Genomic DNA, 19,769 nt, shown 5'->3' on the forward strand with positions numbered 1-19,769 from the left:
GGTTCCCGTGGCGGCGTCGCTGCTGGTGAGTCTGCCGGCTGAGGCCGCTGCTCCGAGGGCAGAACCAGCACGGCCGCCGGTGGAGAAGCTCGATTCCCACGGTGGCCCGGTGTCGGGGCGTGCGTGGACGCAAAAGCAAGTGCAGGAGACAACGGTTCCGAAACCGGTATGGCCCGCAGCCAGTACCGCTCGGGTGACGCTCGATTCGCAGAGCGTGGCTGGTCGGGGCATGAGGGCGGGTGCGCTGCCGGTATGGGTCGCCCGCGGTGTTGGTGCGGCCGGTGCGCGCGTCAGCAGTGTGGACGTTCAGGTGGTGGACCGGGAATCACTGCCGGACACCTGGCGTGACGGTCTGGTATTGAAGGTGACGACGCCGGCCGGGGCTGGCGCCGGCACGGCAAAGGTGTCGGTGGATTACAACTCGTTCCGGCATGCGGTGGGCGGGTCCTGGGCGTCGCGGCTGCGGCTGTGGCAGGTTCCGGCCTGTGCCCTCTCCACACCCGATGCGCCAGGTTGCCGATCGGTGCTGTTGCCGACGACAAACGACCTCGCTACCGGAGTGGCGACCGCCGAGGTGGTCGCTGGTCCCACCTCGGCGGTACCGAGGGAACTGGCGCGGCTGTCGGGGGAGTTGACGCCCCAGGCGAATGGTCCCTTCCTCGCCCTGGCGGCAGCGGGGTCGGGCGCGGACGGGGACTTCACCGCTACCAGTCTCGCGCCTTCGTCGACGTGGTCCGCAGGTGGGTCTTCCGGTGACTTCTCGTGGAGCTACCCCCTGCGTACGCCTCCGGCGACAGGCCCGGAACCGTCGGTCAGCTTCGCGTACTCCTCAGCCTCCGTTGACGGTCGGTCGGAGGTGACGAACAACCAGCCGTCGTGGATCGGTGAAGGCTTCGACTACTCGCCCGGGTTCATCGAGCGGCGGTATGTGCCGTGCGCGGAAGACCGGAAGAAGAGCGGCGCGAACAACACGAACGACACCGGCGACCTGTGCTGGCGCTCAGAGAACGCGACGATGAACCTGAACGGCCGCAGCACGGAGCTGGTGTTCGAGACCGGCAAGGGCTGGCACGCCCGTTCAGAAGACGGCTCAAAGATCGAGAAGTTGATCGGTGCGACGGGCAACGGCGACAACAACGGTGAGCACTGGAAGGTCACCACCACCGACGGCACGCAGTACTTCTTCGGCCTGCACTCGTTGCCCGGCCATACGGCGAAGACCGGATCGACGTTGTCGGTGCCGGTGTTCGGCAACCACTCAGGTGAACCGTGTTACCAGACTGCTTTCGCCAACTCACACTGCCAGCAGGCGTGGCGGTGGAACCTGGACTACATCGTCGACGTGCGCGGCAACACGATGTCGCTGTGGTATGGCAAGAACACCAACAAGTATGCCCGCAACGACACCGACTCCGATGACGCGCCCTACGACCGGGACGGCTATCTGAACCGAATCGACTACGGCACGTACGACCGCACATCAGCCATCCACGGGGTGACCGAGCGCAGCATCACCCCGTACGGGCAGGTTCTGTTCGAGACGGACATGCGGTGCTTCTCGAACTGCGGCACCGAGTCGAACCCGGTGAAAGCATCGTGGAAAGACACCCCCTGGGACCAGGAGTGCAAGGCGTCGGCGACGTCGTGTCCGCAGCAGTACTCGCCGACGTTCTGGACCACGAAGCGGTTGAAGAAGATCACCGCGAGAGTGTGGGACACCACGAAGACCACTCCGGCGTGGCAGGACGTGGAGTCTTGGACCCTCTCGCACACGTTCGCGGCGACGGCAGACTCGACGCACACCGGGCTGTGGCTCAACAGGATCGACCACGCGGGGCACGTTGGCGGCACCGTCAACCTACCGCCGGTGACGTTCGAGGCGGTGTCGTTGCCGAACCGGGTGTTGACCGCGAACGGCACGACCGACAACTGGCTGCGTATCTCCAGCATCGTGACGGAGACCGGTGCCCGGATCAAGGTGGACTACGCGGAGCCCGAGTGCACCGAGGCGATGGTGGCGGGGTTGGATCCGCACACGAACACCAAGCGGTGCTACCCGGTGCGAGTGCCGGACCCGGCCGACCCGACCGGGCAGCGGTTGATCACCGAATGGTGGCACAAGCACCGGGTCGAGCACGTGGCCGAGGACGACGTACAGTTGGCCAACGGCCACCAGGCGCCCTCGAAGCACACCTGGTACGAGTACGTGGGAGCGCCGGCGTGGCACTACGCCGACGACGACGGTCTGACCAGGCCGGAACGCAAGACGTGGTCGCAATGGCGTGGCTACGCGCAGGTCAAGACCCGTGTCGGTGACGATTCGCCGACCCAGACGCTCGCGGTGACGACCTTCATGCGGGGCATGCATGGCGACAAGGCCAGCCCGAGTGGTGGCACTCGCAGCGTGACGGTTCCGGCCTCACTGGGCACCGAGACCGTCTACGACGAGGACCAGTTCGCCGGCCAGATGCGGGAGCAGGTCGTCTACAACGGGGTCGAGACCAGGCCGGTGTCGAAGACGGTGAACGTGCCGTGGCGATCTAACCCCACGGCGAGCCGGACCATCAACGGTGACACCGTCGAGGCCAGGTTCGTCGACACGCAGACCACCTACACGGCGACCGCTCTTGGTGTCGACGGCAGCCGCGGCTGGCGTACCTCGCGGGGCACCAAGAATCTGGATCACACGTACGGCACGGTCAACTGGTCGCAGGACGACGGCGACGTCGCCGTCACCGGTGACGAGAAGTGCATCACCTACCGCTACAACCGCAACACCAGCAAGAACCTCACCACCATGGTGAAGCAGACGACCACCACCGCGCTGGCCTGCGGCACGAACCCGTCGACCATCGACGACGTGATCTCCGACGGGCGGACCTATTACGACGGGGCCAGCAGTGTCGACGATGCACCGACCTTCGGATTGGTGACGAGGACCGAACAGCTCAAGGACTGGGCAGCGGGAACGGGCACGGTCTGGCAGGTCGTGTCACAGGGCAGCTACGACACCACCGGCCGCCCGGTGAGCGCGACCGACATCAAGGGCAACGTCACCACGACCGCGTACACGCCGGCCGTGGGCGGCCCTGTCACGAAGGTGACGACGACGGGCCCCGAGCCGTTCAACTGGACCTCGTCCGTGGACACCAATCCCTACTGGGGCGCCACCGTCAAGGCCATCGATCCCAACAACAGAATTGTCTCTGACGTCGAGTACGACGCGCTCGGACGTGTCAGCAAGGTATGGGGATTGGGCTGGACCAAGGCGGCCAACCCGACCACCCCATCCGCGCAGTACACCTACACGTTCGCCGCTGGCAGGAATGCCTATCCGTTCGTCAGGGCACAGGTTCTGAACGCGGACGGCAACTACGTCACCTCGTACGAGATCCTCGACGGGTTGCTGCGCTCCCGGCAGACGCAGAGCCTGGCGGTAGACGACACCGGAAACCGAGTGGTCTCGGACACGATTTACGACAGTCTCGGCCGCGCCGCGACCTTCTACGGGGCACACGCCGAACCCGGGGCCCCCTCCGGCACGTTGTGGTGGGAGCCGGAATGGTCTGTCCCCGCCGTTTCCAAGACCGTGTTCGACCGTGGGTCGCGCCCCACGAACACGATATTCCTGGCCGGTGATGGAGTATCGAACCTGGTAGAGAAGTGGCGCACGATCACCGTCCACGAGGGTGACCTGACCAGGGTGACTCCACCACAGGGCGGTACCCCGACCACGACCGTGACTGATATCGAGGGCCGCGTAGCCAAGCTGCGTCAGCACACCACCACCGCCGGTGTCGGCGGTGCGTACCAGGAAACGGAGTACGTCTACAACCGCAAGGGCCAGTTGGTCAGGACCGTCGACCCGGCAGGGAACAGGTGGGACAACGAGTACGACGCCAAGGGCCGCCTGTGGCGTACGACCGATCCCGACAAGGGCACGACGACCAGCACCTTCAACGACATAAACGAACTGACCAAGACCACCGACGCTCGCGGTGAAGTGCTCTGGTACGTCTACGACGCGCTGGGCCGGAAGAAGGAATTGCGCGACGACTCCGCCAACGGAGCGCTGCGCGCCGAATGGAGGTACGACACCCTCTACACCGGGCAGAGCGGCTTCAGGGGCCAACTGACCCAGGCGGTCCGCTATGAGCCGGCTGGCAGCAGTAACGCCTACCGGTGGCAGGTGCGCAGCTTCGATGACCGCTACCAGCCCAAGGGCGCCAACTACGTCGTCCCCGGCAACGAGACCGGCCTGAGCGGCACCTACATCTACGCCTACAACTATTCGGCCGCGACCGGCGCGCCGACCTCCATCTCCTACCCGGCTGGTGGTGGGCTGGTCACAGAGGAAGTCACCACCGACTACCACGCCACCACCGGGATGCCCGTCCGGCTGGACACCAGCCTCACCGGCTCGGTCGGCACGATGGCCACCGCTAGCTACACCGCCTATGGCGAGCGCAGACGTTCGATCTACAAGATGCCCGGCGGCGTTTGGACTCAGGACACCGTGTTCCGCGACGAATCCACCCGCCGCATCGAGCGCACCACCGTTGAACGGGAAACCACCGCCGATACGGTCTCCGACCGCAACTACAGCTACGACCACAGCGGCAACATCACCTCGATCGAGGAGAGGCCGCAGCTAGGTCAGGCCGACACTCAGTGCTTCCGGCAAGATCCGCTGGGCCGGCTATCCACCGCCTGGACGCCGAAGGCCGGGGTGGACTGCCAGGCCGACCCGACGGTGGCGAACCTGGGCGGCCCGGCACCGTACTGGCACGACTGGACCTTTAACAGCACCGGCTCCCGGTTGACCGAGACCAGCCACACCGCCAGCGGCGACACCACTCGCACCTACACGGTGCCGACCGGCGGCCAGAACGTCGTGCGCCCACACGCCGTTACCGCAATGACGACCCAGGCGCCAGGTCAGAGCAGCGTCGTCAACAGCTACACCTACGATGGTGCCGGCAACACCCTCTGCCGGCCGACCGGCACCGCCGCGAACAACTGCGGCACCGGCACCAACAGCCAGACCCTCGGATGGGACGCCGAAGGCAAGCTCGCCACGGTCGCGGCCGGCGGCCAGACCATCGAAACCAACATTTACGACGCCGACGGCACCAGGATCATCCGCCGCGACAGCAACGGCACCACCCTCTACCTTCCCGGGCAGGAGATCCGCCGCGAAGGCAGCGTCAACACCGGTACTCGCTACTACAGTTTCGCCGGCACTATCTGCGCATCCCGCAAGGCAGGCTCGGCGACCACCTGACCTGGCTCTTCAACGACCACCAGGGCACGCAACAGACCGCCGTCAACGCCGGAACCCAGGCCGTCTCCATCCGCCGCCAAACCCCATACGGGGCGCCCCGCGGCGCGAACCCGGTCTGGGTCAACAACAAGGGATTCGTCGGTGGAGACATCGACCCCACCGGGCTGACCAACGTCGGCGCCCGGCAGTACGACCCGACACTGGGCCGGTTTATCTCCGTGGACCCGGTCCTCGTCGCCGACGATCCGGCCCAGTACAACGCATACCAGTACGGCGGCAACAACCCCATCGACAACGCCGACCCCACCGGCATGTACTTCACGGAGAACAACGAGGACACCGGCGACCGCGCCTACGTCGACACCACTCCCTCCGGGGAGACCACAACCAGGATCGTCAAGAAGTACGTCCCCCCGGCCTGCGGATCCAGCTGCCAGCAGCAGCGCGAAGCGTTCCGTAAAGCAAGCAACGAACGCGCCGAAGCAGAACGCAAACAACGCGAATGCCAAGCCAGCTTCTGGTGCCGAAGCGGCCAGAAGGTTAGAAGTGTCGCCTCCGGCATCGGAAATTGGGCAGTGCAGAACGCCGACGTGGTGGGCGTGGTGGCGGGCGTCGCTGTCGGGCTCACATGCACGGTGGTGACTGGCGGCAGTGGGGCACTCCTGTGTGGTGCTCTCGGTGGTGTAGTTACCGGGCTGGTCAGTGGTGGGCTCAAGTGCGCCGGCGGTGATCAGAGTCGGTGTTCGGCCAAGAGTTTGGCGTTCGACGCGGGTGTCGGCGCACTACTCGGACTTGGAGGTGGAGCCGTAGGCGCCGCACTCGGGGGTGCCGTGGGTGGACTCGTCGGAGGAGGCCTTAGAGGTGCAGGGTCCGGGGCCTTCTCTGCCCTCACCGCCTTGGGGCGTGGTACTCTCGGCGCCGCGCAGCAGGCTACGCCAGCGGCGATCAGTCGGGTGATCGGTGGCACGTCGCACAGGAACCTCGGCCAGTTCGTCAGGGGCTCTGCGCGCACGTGGTTAGATGACGCAGCCGACGCCGGTGGAGGATTCAGCGGACACGCTGCGGTCACCCTTGATACCGGCCGTTTGTTAATAAAGGGTGCTGCTTCGATGGACGGTGCCGCGGCCGCAACGATTGGCGCCGTCGCCCCGACGACGAGAGATGATCTAGTGCAACTCTGGAATGAGGGTTACTCCTTCAATCCGGCGACTGGAGTGCCGCAGATCGTAGGTGGGCTGCTCGGGAGCGGCTTCAGGTGACCGATCGATCCGATCAGGCCAGCAGTTCGCGGGATTTTCGGTCCCGCGAACTGCTGGTCTGGCAACGGTGCGGACCTGTTCTCTACCGTTTCCGGCAGTTGTTCTTTATGGCGATCACCCTCGTTGTCGCGTACGTGCTGGTGCTGCTGTACCTGACAGTCGCCACTCTCTATCCCGGTACCGGATTCGTCCGCCCTTACGGCCCGACCGAGCGGCCGGTGCAGGCGACGGTGGAAGAATGCCGTCAGGTCGGCCCTGTGAGCGACCAAGGACTGGGTTACTGGTGGGTCTGCCGGTTCGCTGTCAGGCATGACGACGGGCGAGTGACTGAAGCGGTGCTCGGTGGTTCCGTCGCCAGCCCGCAGGACGTCGGAATGACGACCGAGTTGAGCGAAGCGTGTGCGGGCCCCGGAGCGAGCCGCTGCTACTACGGCAAGCCGGTTGCCCTTCACTGGTCATTATCCTACGGCCTGTTCCGGATTCTAGGAAACGCCGTTGGCTTCTTCCTGTTGGTGGTGGCCCTTGTTTATCTGTTCAGGGTTGTTGTGGGTGTACCAACCTACTTCGCGTTGATCGACAGGTGGCGAGGCGGAAAGGAGAGTCAGTGAGATGATTTCGAAGGATGGCTATCTGGAAGTCTTCCGGCGAAGGCTCGCCGCCGACGGTTGTGCTGTTACCGATGAGAGCATCGGATCGATGCCGGTGTTGGTTGGTTACCGTACGCAGTTCCGGGCGCTGACTCGGCTGCACGTCTTCGCGGTAGCCGCGAAGTTTGAGCGCGTCGACGAGGAACTCCTACGCGGTTTCGTCGAGGGCGTGGTGAACCTGGGACTGGCGCGCAAGGGCCAGTGGCGCGGCCTGCAGTCGGGCGTCATAGTGCTGCCCGTCCTGGTGTCTGATTCGGTGGACTCCGCCGCCGTAGCCCTCACCGGGCAGGCATACCGATTGAATCTGCCGGGTTTCGCGGCGATGGCCCAGCCCGCGATCGTAGATGTGCGGGCCGGTCAGGTGTTTACTTTCCGCGGGACGAGGTTGTGGGGCTACGCCTTTAACTCCCTTATCAAGCAGAAGTACGGGGCGTATCTGCCGGAGCCGAGGGCTGGGCTGAGCTGACGTCGGAGAGTCCTACCCGGCGGAGTGGCAGCGGCGGTCAAAGGCGAGCTGGTCGTGAGCACGAGACAGTCGAGCAATGCGGCCACGGCCAGTGTCTGCATCGGCCAGTGCCGGTCGTGGCCGAGGGTGGGCGCCCTCCGTGTGATGCGATGACGTTGTTGTCGCGGTTGATGTTAGTTGAACACACCCATACAAATCCCATCGATGCATTGAGTTTGGGCGTGTGCGCATCGCTATGCGCAGATTGGAACGGGTGCTGTCGGTGCTGGTCGGTGTACCGTCCGGAGTGGCAGCCCTGCCAGAGACGGTCGGCAGGAGTTCTCGTATGACTGGGAGTCCCGCTGATGGCTCGTCGGCCGATACCTGTTGATCCCTCGATTGGTGATCGTATTCGTGCTCGTCGGGAGTTGCGTGGTTGGAGTGTGCGCTACGCGGCCAGTCGGGCGGGGATCTCCCACACCTCGTGGTCACGGATCGAGCGTGGCCAGCAGCGCACCGACCGGTACATGGTGGTGGATCTGGCGGCGGCTCTTGAGTACTCGGTAGTGGACCTGACCGGGCAGGCGTACACACCGGCTGATCGGCAGCTCGACGCGGCGCGCATCGACGCGGAGCGAGTGTGGCGGATCATGATGGACACGTCGATGTCCAAGCGTTCCGATGCGGTGGCGACGGTCGATCAGGTCCGCCGTGAGGCGGCGCTCGTGCGCGGTCTGTACGGGCGGTGTGATTACGCGGGTGCGTTGCGGCGGCTTGTCGACCTGGTGCCGGCGATGCACGGCCTCACCGATCGGCGAGTGGCGTTGACGGAGATGGTGCCGGTGTACGGCGTGGCGATGGGGTCGTTGCTGAACGTCAGCTACCCGGCGCATGCGTGGCTGGCGGCAGAGCGGTGCGCCGAGGCGTCCGGGTTGCTCGATGACCCGGTGGCGGCCGGGGTCGCGGCGGCGAACCGGGCGCGGGTGTCGGCCTATTCGGGCGCGTACGGTCCGGCGCAAGCGCTGTGTGACGTCGCGGCTGCCGATCTTGCGGGCAGCGCGGCTGATGGCGCGTTGGACGTGTTGGGATTCCTGCACCTGGCGCGGGCGCATCACCTCGCCGGGCTGCGGGATCAGGCGGGTGCGGAGGAGCACCTTTCCGAGGCGGGGCGGATCGCGGCGCACACCGGGGAGACCGACAGTTGGGACCTCGCCTGGGGGCCACGGAACGTGGCGTTGTGGTTGATGGCGTTCCTGCTGGACACGGGTCGTCCGGAGGCGGCGTTGCAGACGGCGTCGGGCGTGGATCTGGCGGGCCTGCCTGCCGTACGGCAGGTGTATTTCTGGCTCGACATGGGCCGTGCCGCCGAGGCGGTCGGCCGGGATCGGGATGCGGTGCGGATGCTGCTTGCTGCGGAACGGGTCGGATCGCAGCATGCCCGCTCGTCGGTGTCGGCGCGGGATACGGCACGGTCGCTGCTGCGTAAGGGTGCGACGTCGCCCGAGTTGCGGGGGCTGTGCGAGCGGATGAGTCTGGCCGCGTAGTAGTTTGCCGTGATCGGCTCGACTGTCGCTTTGTCGCACGTGGCTGCACCTTCCGCTTCAAACCCTGATCCTCGAGCTGCCCATGCCATCAGCCCGCGCGCGGGCAGCGTGGCCCCCGGGTGTTCGGTGTCCCGGCCTTCGAGTCGATGAGGTGTACCGTCCGGAGTGGTGGCCCGTCGGGCGGTCGGCGGGTTCGGGCTCAGTCGGTTCTCCGGGGAGGCTGCCATGCTCACGACGATCGGTGATCACCTACGCAGACTGCGCAGCGAGTCCACTCTCACTCAAGAGCGGCTGGCGGAGCGGGCGGGCGTCAGCGTGGAGACGATTCGGAAGCTGGAGCAAAACGAGCGGACCAGCGCCCGTATGTCGACGTTGAACAAGTTAGCAACTGCTCTTGGCGTACCGACGTCCGCGCTGATGGGTTCCGCTGCGCAGGCGCAGGCGATGCGTGAGCCCGATGCCGCGCCGCTGGGTCTTGTCGATGTCCGTCGCGCTCTGACGCCGGTCTCGGGCCTCGATGGGCGTTCCGTGGTGGACGACCCCGAGATCGGCCCACCGACTGCCGCTGACGTGCGGCGGTCGATCAAGGCGGCGAACACGATTTACCACGCCAATGACTACGCGGCAGCCCTCACGTTGATCCCCGGCCTGCTCGACGAGGCGCGGACGTTCGTCGACGTCGCTGACGGTGATGAGCGGTTGGCCGCGCATGCGCTGGCGTCACAGGCGCACCAGTTGGCGGGTCGGCTCCTCATCCAGCTACGCCGTGTTGACCTTGCGCATGTCGCGCTCACTGCGGCACTTGATCACGCTCGTCGCAGCGGGGATCAGATGGTCGGTGCCGCAGCGGTGGCACCGATGTGTTGGCTGTTGCTGCGGCAGGCCCGGTTCGAGGAGGCCGAGGTGCTGGCGGTACGGACCGCCGATCAGGTGGAGCCGAAACTGTCCACCGCCTCACCTGCCCACCTGTCCGCCTGGGGCTTCCTGCTGATCAAGGGCGCGTCGGCGGCGGTGCGGGATGCCCGGCACGACGACGCCCGGGACATGCTCGACCTGGCGGCGGCGGGTGCGCACCGGCTTGGTGACCGGCCGAATCCGGACGCCGACATCACGGGTAACGACTATTCGGCCGAGGGTGTGCACCTGATGCGGGTGGAGTCGGCGGTTATCGCGGGCCGTCCCGACGAGGCATTGGCTCTCGCGCAGCAGGTGCACCAGTCTCCGCAGGTGACCCCGTCATCGCGGCAGCGGCACTACCTGGACGTCGCGTGGTCACACGCCCAGACGGGTGCGTACGCGGACGCGACCGGTGTGCTGATGGACCTCCGGGATCGGGCACCGGCCTGGCTGCGGCAGCAGCGGTACGCCCGGGACATCGTCCAGTCGATCGCCGAGAAGCGTCGGCGGGCGATGACCAAGGAGTTGGCCGAGTTGGCGTCGCTGGTCGGGGCGTAGTCGCACAACACGTACCACCTTTCCCGCAGGTCGCATGGCGTGGCCTGCCGTGTACCTGTCCACCCTCATTGCGCCCCGTGAACATGGGATCACGGGGTGCGACCGGCGCGTGAGGTGCCGCCTCCAGCTCACAGGTGAGCCGCGCCCCTTCTGTCAGCACAGCGAAGGTCGTCTTTCGAGCGCACCTTGCCGTGCCTTTCGAGGAGGTAGCGGGTGGACGGTGTACAGCGCGAGCCGGTGCAGAGTCGAGGCGAGCAGGCGGAAGCGGCGGAGCGGGAGGCCGCGAAGCAGCGCATCCTGGCGCAGGCTGAGGCGGAGCGGATACCGGTCGAGGAGACCACCCGGGCGGTGCCGGATCGGCGGTGGCGTCGTGCCCGGTGACCCGGTACCGATCGGGCGGCGGGTCGCCTACCTGCGAGCGCGGCGGAATCTGTCGCAGCAGACGTTCGCCGACCGCCTGGGAAAGTCGAAGAGTTGGGTGGACAAGGTCGAGCGCGGCGTGCGGTCGTTGGAGCGGCTGTCGGTCATCCGCGACATCGCCACCGTGCTGCGGGTGGACGCCGCGACTCTGCTCGGCCGTGACGTCGAGCCCGCCGATGCGGTCGAGCGTCACGAGGGTGTCGCGCGGATCAGGGCGGCGATGTCGACGTACGAGATGGCTCTCGGTCGACCGTCGGCGCGCGGCGAGGTGATGCCGCCGGAGCGGGTGGCGCGGGAGGTCGCGCACGCGTGGACCACCTACCAGCACGCTCGATACCCGCACCTGATCGACCTGCTGCCGGGGCTGCTGACCACCGTGCATCGGGCGTACGCCCAGGACCCGGAGGCGGGTCGGGCGCTGGTGGTGGAGGCGTACCGGGTCACCACGGCGTTGTTGGTCAAGCTGGACGAGCATCAGCTTGCCTGGTTGGCCGCCGACCGGGCCATGTCCGCCGCCACCGGTGACCGGCTGTTGCTGGCGTGCGCGTCGGTCCAGCTCGGGCAGGTGCTCCGGACGTCGGCGCGGGCGCGCTCGGTGATGCTGGCCGCCGCCTACCAGATCGCCCCACCCGACCCCGACACCGGCGAACCACCGGAGGTGTCGCTCTGCGGCAGCCTGCTCGTGCAGGCCGCCCTCATCGCCGCGACCTGCGGCAACGACCGCGCCGCCGCTGACCTGCTGGACGAAGCCGCCGAGATGGCCGCCCGGGTCGGCGAGGGACACGACCACCACCGCACCGCCTTCGGGCCGACCGCCGTCGAACTGGCCCGGGTCACCGCCGCCATCGCACTCGGCGACACCTCGGACGCCGTCGCGCGGCACGAGAAGGCGATCGGCCGCGACCAGTGGCGGTGGCTGCCCGTCGAGCATCGCGCCGCGCACCTCGTCGACGCCGCTCGCGCCTACCTGGACACCGACGACGCCACCAACGCCGCCCGAGTGCTGATCCAGGCCGACGCCACCGCGCCCGCCGAGATCCGACACCGACCGGCGGTACGAGAGATGGTCGCCCACGTCGCCCGCGACCAGGACGCGTCGACGACGATCACCCAACTCGCCATCAGCCTCGGGCTGGTCTGACCACCCGTTCCTGTCCCGGAGCCCGACGCGCCACCCGTCTCCCTGGACCGGGGCGAAGCAGGTGACGACGGGAGGGTGGTTCAGGTCGCCGGTTCTCGGACGTACTCGGCGATCCGGAGGCCGGGGACGACCTCGCGCTCACCGATCAGGCGGAAGTCGAGACGCTCGTAGAGCCGGCGGGCCGGGAGGTTCGCCGCGCCCGTGGCGACCACGGTCCGCCGGTCGCCGGCCGAGGCGAGGAGCGTCCGCACCAGGGCGGTGCCGGTGCCGCGACGGTGGGCCGTCGGGTCCACCACGAGTCGGTCGATGTCCAGCTCGGTGGGGTTCTCCGACCAGGCCACCGCGCCGACGAGCCGTTCGTCGTGGTGGGCGCCGAGCCAGCGCAGCGGCGCGGCGCGCAGCGCGTCGAGCGTCTCGTGCAGGGGTGGGATGCGGTCGTCGCCGATGAGCGATGCCTCCACCGCGTACGCCGCGTGCTGGATCGACAGCAGCGTTCGGGCCAGTGTCTCGTCTGCGCCGGGGTCGATCTCGGTGATCCGCACCGCGCCATTCTGGTCCCCGGCGAGGCGTAGTGCAGCCACTTTCCGGGCCAGCCCTACATCTGTCGTTTGACGTATGACGTTTGCATCGTTAGATTTCGATGAGCGAGCGGTCCGGTCGTCCGGCGTCGACACGGCGTCCCGACCTGGTGGACCGCTCCCTCGTGGGCTCGTGTCGCCGGATCGGGCGCCGCCGTCCGGGCATCCCCACGACACACCGACGTGCTGACGCCACCACCCGACGCCGGCACCCCCAGCCGGGCGCGCGCGGGCGGTCCCGCCCGCGAGCGACCCCGACCGAAGGAGTGGACCATGACAGTCATCGGCGAGGCCCGTCCCGCCTCCCCGCCGAGACGCGGTCGACGATCCGGACTGGCCGCCGCGCTCGCCGTGGTCATGACGGCCGGCACGGTCGTGGCGGTGAACGCCGCGCCCGCGTCCGCCGCGACGGTCGACACCACCGCGTGGTACGTGCTGGTGAACCGGACCAGCGGCAAGGCGCTGGACCTGTACGCCTCGGCCACCAACGACGGCGCGCGGATCAGTCAGTGGACGCGGAACAACGGCGCGAACCAGCAGTGGCAGTTCGTCGACTCGGGCGGCGGCTTCTATCGGCTCAAGTCCCGGCACTCCGGCAAGGTCCTCGACGTGCAGAACCAGTCCACCGCCGACGGTGCCCCGATCGTCGCTTGGTCGGACAACAACGGGGCCAACCAGCAGTTCCGGTTGGCCGACTCGGACGGCGGTCACGTCCGGCTGGTCAGCCGGCACAGCGGCAAGGTCGTCGAGGTCCAGGGCGCGTCGACCGCCGACGGGGCGAACATCGTCCAGTACGCGGACTGGAACGGCGGCAACCAGCAGTGGCAGCTCGTCCGCGTCGACGGGAGCAACCCCACCCCGCCGCCGACGGGCGGCAGCGGATGCGGCCGTACGCCGACCCTGACCAGCGGCACCCACACGATCCAGAGCGGCGGCAAGAGCCGGTCGTTCATCCTGCGCGTACCCGCCAACTACCAGCCGAACAACCCGTACCGGCTGATCTTCGCCTTCCACTGGCGGGGCGGCACCATGCAGGAGATCTCCAACGGCGGCACCAGCGGGACCGCCTGGTCGTACTACGGCCAGCAGGAGCAGTCCAACAACAGCGCGATCCTGGTCGCGCCGCAGGGGCTCGGCAACGGTTGGGGCAACGCCGGTGGCGAGGACGTCACGTTCGTGGACGACATGATCCGGCGGATCGAGGCCGACCTCTGCGTCAACCCGAGGCAGCGCTTCGCCACCGGCTTCAGTTGGGGCGGCGGCATGAGCTACGCCCTGGCCTGCGCGCGGGCCGACGTGTTCCGGGCCGTCGCGGTGATCGCCGGTGCCCAGATCAGCGGCTGCTCCGGCGGCACGCAGCCGATCGCGTACTTCGGGCTGCACGGCATCACGGACAACGTGCTCAACATCGGTCAGGGACGCGCGCTGCGCGACACGTTCGTCCGCAACAACGGGTGCGCGGCGCAGAACCCGCCCGAGCCCGGTGGCGGCAGCCGCACCCACATCACCACCGCGTACTCCGGCTGCCGGTCGGGTTACCCGGTGCAGTGGGCGGCCTTCGACAACGGGCACATGCCCGGCCCGGTGGACGGGACGTACGGCGAGAGCGGCATCACGACCTGGACCAAGGGTGAGATCTGGCGGTTCTTCGCGCAGTTCTCCTGACCTCGACAGGACAGCGGGATCACCACGGCAGCCGTCACCGGTCGACGACCGGTGACGGCTGCCGGCGGCGAGTGGAGGGGCGGTGTCAGCGTTGCAGTCGGGTCGGCTTGCCGGAGCCCTTGCGGCGGACCAGCCACGCCTCGGTGATGTGGGTGAACATCGCGTCGGCGGCACCGGCCGGGTCGCGGGCGGCGATCCGCTCGTAGATGCGGCGGTGTCCCCGGTTGGACGCCACGCAGAGCGAGCGCTGGGTGCGGCCCATGTACCGCGCGGTGTTGGCGACCTGGCTCTCCAGCGAGCGGACCACCCCACGGGCGATCCGGTTGCCGGACGCCTGCATCACCGTGTCGTGGAAGGCCCGGTCGTGCTCGTGGTAGGCGACAGTGTCGTCGACGAGTTCGTCCATCCGGTCGACCAGGGCCCGCAGGCGCTCGATGGTCTCGGCGTCGGCCTGCCGGGCGGCGACGTGCGCCATGTCCGATTCGAGCAGCCGTCTGGTGACCACCAGGTCGTCGAGAATGGCGAGGCTGTCGTCCTCGGCGATGGTGGCGGCGAGGACGAGTTCGTCGAGCATGTCCCAGTTCGAGGGCTCGGTGACCGTGGTGCCGGCGCCCTGGCGTACCTGCACCAGGCCCTTCTCCTGGAGGACCTTCACCGCCTCCCGGACCACGGTCCGGCTCACCGAGAAGGTCTCGCAGAGCACGGGCTCGGGGGGCAGGGGAGACCCGGACGGGTGCATCCCGCGCACGATCCGCTGCACCAGCTCGGCGGTGACGGCGCGCGCCAGGTTCTGCGGCCGGCGGGTCCAGGCCGGGGCGGCCGTGGCATCCACGGTCGTCTCCTGCGATGGCGTCATGTCCCCTCCGATTTGCTTGCCGTGGCACGACGTCCGGTGGTCAGTGTACGTCCGACCGTTGACGTCAGACGTCATACGAGTTACGTTTTCGCACATTGTTGGCCTGCGGTGGAGCCGTCGGCCATTGCCGTTCAGAGGTGAACAACGATGAAACAGCGCGCAATATGGTCCGCCGTCCTCGTTGTGGGACTGGTAGCGATGGCCGGCTGTGGAAGCGCCACCGGATCGGGCGGGTCCGGCGGTGGCGCGGAGGGCAAGCTGGTGGTGTGGGACTGGAAGTCCGGTGAGGCGTCCGCCGCGCCGTACCTCGACAAGGCCAAGGCGGACTTCGCCAAGAAACACCCGGACGTGACGGTCGAGTTCGTCGCGCAGCCGTTCGACCAGTACTACACGCTGCTGGGCGCGGCGATCCAGACCGGCAAGGGCCCGGACGTCATGCTCTTCAACGGCGGCGGTCAGATCCGGGACCGGGTCGACGCGCTGGTGCCGCTGGACGAGTACCTCGCCGAGGACCGGGAGCGCCTGGCCGGCTGGGACGCCTTCACCAAGGACGGCCGCACCTACGCCGGCCCGGTGACGTTGCAGGGCCACCCTATCTACTACAACAAGGCGGTGTACGAGAAGGCCGGGCTCGACCCCGCCGCCCCGGCGACGACCTGGACCGAGTTCCTCAGCGACTGCGCCGCCATCGCCAAGGCCGGCGCCAAGTGCTTCGCGCTGGGCAACAAGGAGGGCGCGGGCATCCAGTTCTGGCTCTCCGCACTGGGCTCCGCCACGCTCACCGCGCAGGAGTACGACGACTGGGTCGCCGGCAAGCGCGACTGGAACTCACCCCACGTCAAGCGGGTCTTCCAGCTCTGGCAGGAGGCCGGCGACGCCGGGCTGAACACCGACGGCGCCAACTCGACCGCGATGTTCAACGACGGGTTCGCCCTCTTCCAGTCCGGCAAGGCCGCCCACGTCATCGGGCTGATGTCGGACGTCGGGCACTGGAAGGACTTCAACGAGTTCCTGACGCCGGAGAAGCTCGGCGTGATGAACGCCCCGGTGGTCACCGAGGGCACCACCCCGAGCCTGCCCTTCGACGGTGGGATCGGCTACGGCGTGGCCAAGTGGACCAAGGACCCGAAGGTCGCCGCCGACCTGGTCCGCTCGCTCACCTCGACCGAGGCGCTCAACGCCTTCTACGCGGACGCGGGCGCGATCGCCGCCGACACCACGATCGACGTGTCGCAGGGCGGTCCGGCGGTGGCCGGCATCGTGGCCGAGACCGCGGACGGCAAGCCGGCCCTGCACGTGGCGCTCTCCTCCAAGACCCTGGACCTGATGGGCCGACTGTCCCAGCAACTGCTCAGCGGCTCGGCCGGCGTCGACGAGGTGGTGCGGCAACTGGCCGCCTCCGACCAGGCGGGCTGAGTTCGTGCCGATCGGGAACGCACAGTCGTCGGTCCGTCCGGCTCCGGCCGGACGGACCGACGCGGCGACCGACCGTCGCCGGACCGGTGCGACGCGGGCCGCCGGCCGCCTGCGCTCCGAGCGCCTCGCACCGTACGTCCTGGTCGCCCCCGCCGTGCTGATCATCGTGGTGCTGCGGCTGTATCCGCTGCTGCTCGGCGTCAACTTCTCGTTCACCGGGGACGGGGCCCGCGACGGCACGGCGGTGGGCGTCGACAACTACCGGGAACTGCTGGCCGACCCGCTGTTCCGGACCGCGCTGGGCAACGTCGGGTGGCTGGTGCTGCTGCTGCCGGTGGCGGTGGCGATCCCCGGCCTGCTGGCGACCTTCATCTACCTCCGGGTCCCCGGGCACCGGCTCTACCGCAGCGTCTACTTCTTCCCCGCCGTGCTCTCCCCGGTCATCGTCGGCGCGATCTTCAACCTGCTGCTCGCGGTGGACGGCCCCCTCAACTCCCTGCTCGGCCCGGCCGGTGTCGGCCCGATCGACTGGCTCGGCGACCCGGACATCGCGATGTTCGTGGTGGTCGGCGTGCACGTCTGGGCCACCTTCGGGATGTCCCTGGTGGTCTTCCTCGCCGGCTTCGCGACCCTCGACGCCGCCCTGCTGGACGCCGCCCGGGTGGACGGGGCCTCACTGCCCCAGGTCATCCGGCACGTGATCGTCCCTGGGCTGTCCCGGACCATCCAGTTCGTCTTCGTCACCACGATGATCGGCATGTTGACCTCGATGTTCGGCCTGCTGTTCGTGATGACCAGCGGCGGCCCGGAGGGGTCCACCTACCTTCCGGAGTACTACATCTGGATCCAGCAGGGCCAGATGAACCGTCCCGCCCTCGCCTCGGCCGCCTCGACGGTCCTCTTCGTGATCATGCTCGTGGTGGGGCTGGTGCAGATCAAACTGCTCAGCCGGGCCGGAAGGGAGAACTGATGTCACGCCTGCGGCCGGGGCGGTGGCTGATCGCCGTCCCGATGCTGGTGCTCGCCCTGGCGACGATCTACCCCCTGCTCTTCACCGCGAACGTCGCGATGAAGACCCGGCGTGACTACATCCTCGACCGCTTCGCCCTGACCGACAAGCTGCGCTGGGACAACATCGAGACGGCGTGGAGCAGCGTCGGCATGAGCCGATACTTCGTCAACTCGGTGATCGTGGTGTCGTCGTCGGTGCTCCTGCTGTTGCTGCTCGGCTCGATGGCCGGCTTCGCCCTCAGCCAGGTGCGCTTCCGCGGGTCGCGGGCGCTCTTCCTCGGCTGCCTCGCGGGCCTCTTCGTACCGTTCCAGGTGATCATGGTGCCGCTGGCCCGGATCATGGCCGACACGGCGCTCATCGACACGTACCCCGGGTTGATCCTCGTCTACGTCGCCCAGTTCCTGCCCTTCACCGTCTTCCTGATGACCAGCTACTACCGGTCGATCCCGCCGGAGATCATCGACGCGGCCCGGATCGACGGCAACAGTCTCTACGGCGTGTACCGCCGGATCATGCTGCCGCTGGGCACCCCGGCGCTGCTCTCCGTCGGCATCCTCAACGCCCTGTTCTGCTGGAACGACGTCCTGATGTCGCTGGTCATGATGCCCTCGGCCGACCAGCGCACCCTGATGGTGGGCGTCACCTCGCTGCGTGGGCAGTACTCCGACGACATCCCGACCTTCGCCTCCGGCGTGCTGATCGCCGCGCTCCCCGTCCTGCTGGTCTACCTCTTCCTCCAGCGCCAGATCGCCGACGGCGTCGCCGCCGGCTCCACGAAGGGCTGACATGCGGATCACCGGATATCGGACGCTCAGCACGGTGCAGGAATGGGGACGCCCCGTCGGTGACGCCAACGGCGTCTTCGCCGACGGGGTGGTGCCGGTGTCGATCGTCGTCGTCGACACCGACGAGGGTATCTCCGGAGTCGGCCTCGGCCCGCACGTGGAGATCGATCGGATCTTCGCGGCCCTCGACGGCGAGGACCCGCGCGCCGTCACGACGCTCTACGACCGGATGCTGCGCCACAGCTTCAAGGCCGGACACGGGGGCTCCGTCTTCGGCACCATCGGCGCGCTCGACACCGCCCTCTGGGACATCAAGGCGCAGGCCGCCGGCCAGCCGCTCTGGCGACTGCTGGGCGGACGCGACCGGCGGGTGCCCGCGTACGCCTCCGGCCTGGACATCGGCCTGACCGACGACGAGCTGGTCGACACCTATCGCGCGTACGCCGCGCACGGCCTGCGCGCCGCCAAGCTCAAGGGCGGTCTGGACATCGCCCGCGACCGGCATCGCCTCGGCCTGGTCGAGGAGGTGCTGACCGAGGCCGGGCACGGACGCCGCCCCGGTCTGATGCTCGACGTCAACGAGGCGTGGACCCGCAAGCAGGCCGTCCGCCACGTCGGCGAACTCGAACGCACCCTCGATCTCATCTGGATCGAGGAGCCCGTCCGCCGTTGGGACGCCGAGGGCCTGGCCACGGTCGGCCGGGGCGTGCGCGCCTCCGTCGCCACCGGCGAGAACCTGACCGGGCTGGAGCAGTACCGCCCGCTGATCGCCGCCGGGGCGGTCGACATCGTCCAGACCGCCGCCGTCTGGGGAGTCACCCACTTCCTGCGCACGTCGGCCCTGGCGCACGCCCACGACCTGCCGGTCAGCCCGATCGGCAACAGTCCGGTCGGGCTGCTGCACGCGGCGACGTCGGTGCCCAACCACCTGACCAGCGAGTTGCAGAACCTGCGTCCACCGGCCGGCGTCACGCTCGACCTGCACGTCGAGGACGGTGCCTTCGTCCTCGGCGACGCACCGGGCCTCGGCGTCCGCGTCGACGAGGGGGCGATCAGCGCCTCCGTCCTCCGTCCGGCGGCCCGCGGCACCGAGGGGCCCGACGTCCGGCCCGTGTCGGCGGGACGGCGGCTGCTGCCGGAGTACGGCGCTCCGGCACCGGCCCGGACGGCGTACCTGCCGACCGGCGCGACGGTCGGCGGCGTGAACGGCCACGGCGGGCGGGCCGGCGCGCCGCTGGCCGAGTCCGACGGCCACTGAACCG

The 19,769-nt window shown here is 68.3% G+C and carries 13 protein-coding genes and 1 pseudogene; 12 read left to right on the top strand and 2 right to left on the bottom strand.

Annotated features, from left to right (window positions below; all coding sequences use genetic code 11):
* Positions 1–229 precede the first annotated feature (229 nt).
* The 7 genes and pseudogenes from ABZ738_RS16510 (at position 230) to ABZ738_RS16540 (ending at position 12,195) form a co-directional block, all read left to right on the top strand.
* A pseudogene (locus ABZ738_RS16510) lies at positions 230–6,543 on the top strand (RHS repeat-associated core domain-containing protein).
* Positions 6,540–7,151, top strand: coding sequence for a DUF6346 domain-containing protein (locus ABZ738_RS16515; protein ID WP_131052421.1), 612 nt, complete (start codon positions 6,540–6,542; stop codon positions 7,149–7,151). Before ABZ738_RS16510 ends, ABZ738_RS16515 begins: the two are co-directional and overlap by 4 nt.
* 1 nt (position 7,152) lies before the next feature.
* Complete coding sequence (locus ABZ738_RS16520) at positions 7,153–7,656, top strand: hypothetical protein (RefSeq protein ID WP_131052420.1); 504 nt, start codon at positions 7,153–7,155, stop codon at positions 7,654–7,656.
* Positions 7,657–8,033: 377 nt separating this feature from the next.
* A complete protein-coding gene (locus ABZ738_RS16525) occupies positions 8,034–9,179 on the top strand; it encodes a helix-turn-helix transcriptional regulator (protein ID WP_236145654.1) in 1,146 nt (381 codons plus the stop codon).
* A 225-nt stretch (positions 9,180–9,404) separates the two neighbouring features.
* Positions 9,405–10,634: a helix-turn-helix domain-containing protein gene (locus ABZ738_RS16530; protein WP_131052418.1), complete on the top strand. Its 1,230-nt coding sequence runs from the start codon at positions 9,405–9,407 to the stop codon at positions 10,632–10,634.
* A 213-nt stretch (positions 10,635–10,847) separates the two neighbouring features.
* Entirely contained in the window at positions 10,848–11,015 is a 168-nt protein-coding gene (locus ABZ738_RS16535; protein ID WP_236145651.1) for a hypothetical protein, read from the top strand.
* Positions 11,005–12,195 (top strand): helix-turn-helix domain-containing protein, encoded by a 1,191-nt coding sequence (locus ABZ738_RS16540; protein ID WP_236145650.1) that lies wholly within the window; start codon positions 11,005–11,007, stop codon positions 12,193–12,195. The genes ABZ738_RS16535 and ABZ738_RS16540 overlap by 11 nt, the downstream gene beginning before the upstream one ends.
* Before the next feature lie 80 nt (positions 12,196–12,275).
* On the opposite strand, the gene ABZ738_RS16545 is transcribed toward ABZ738_RS16540, so the two are convergent.
* Positions 12,276–12,737, bottom strand: a complete 462-nt coding sequence (locus ABZ738_RS16545) for a GNAT family N-acetyltransferase (protein ID WP_161594927.1) — start codon at positions 12,735–12,737, stop codon at positions 12,276–12,278.
* 309 nt (positions 12,738–13,046) lie between these two features.
* Between ABZ738_RS16545 and ABZ738_RS16550 the strand changes: the two genes are divergently transcribed.
* Entirely contained in the window at positions 13,047–14,438 is a 1,392-nt protein-coding gene (locus ABZ738_RS16550) for an RICIN domain-containing protein (RefSeq protein WP_357214052.1), read from the top strand.
* Between the two features lie 85 nt (positions 14,439–14,523).
* Here ABZ738_RS16550 and ABZ738_RS16555 read toward each other — a convergent pair whose 3' ends face one another.
* The gene (locus tag ABZ738_RS16555; protein WP_131052414.1) at positions 14,524–15,294 is read right to left on the bottom strand and encodes a FadR/GntR family transcriptional regulator; all 771 of its coding nucleotides are present in this window, start codon (positions 15,292–15,294) and stop codon (positions 14,524–14,526) included.
* Between the two features lie 147 nt (positions 15,295–15,441).
* Between ABZ738_RS16555 and ABZ738_RS16560 the strand changes: the two genes are divergently transcribed.
* The 4 genes from ABZ738_RS16560 to ABZ738_RS16575 are packed head-to-tail and all read left to right on the top strand — an operon-like array spanning position 15,442 to position 19,765.
* On the top strand, positions 15,442–16,710 hold the full coding sequence (locus ABZ738_RS16560) for an extracellular solute-binding protein (protein ID WP_357214056.1): 1,269 nt from the start codon (positions 15,442–15,444) through the stop codon (positions 16,708–16,710).
* A 4-nt stretch (positions 16,711–16,714) separates the two neighbouring features.
* On the top strand, positions 16,715–17,680 hold the full coding sequence (locus tag ABZ738_RS16565) for a sugar ABC transporter permease (RefSeq protein WP_357214059.1): 966 nt from the start codon (positions 16,715–16,717) through the stop codon (positions 17,678–17,680).
* A complete protein-coding gene (locus ABZ738_RS16570; protein ID WP_131054886.1) occupies positions 17,680–18,507 on the top strand; it encodes a carbohydrate ABC transporter permease in 828 nt (275 codons plus the stop codon). Before ABZ738_RS16565 ends, ABZ738_RS16570 begins: the two co-directional genes overlap by 1 nt.
* A 1-nt stretch (position 18,508) precedes the next feature.
* On the top strand, positions 18,509–19,765 hold the full coding sequence (locus tag ABZ738_RS16575) for a mandelate racemase/muconate lactonizing enzyme family protein (protein WP_176093738.1): 1,257 nt from the start codon (positions 18,509–18,511) through the stop codon (positions 19,763–19,765).
* Positions 19,766–19,769: the final 4 nt, after the last annotated feature.

Origin of the sequence: Micromonospora sp. NPDC047793 (genome assembly GCF_040642635.1) — a bacterium.
In the GTDB taxonomy this organism is placed as follows: domain Bacteria; phylum Actinomycetota; class Actinomycetes; order Mycobacteriales; family Micromonosporaceae; genus Micromonospora.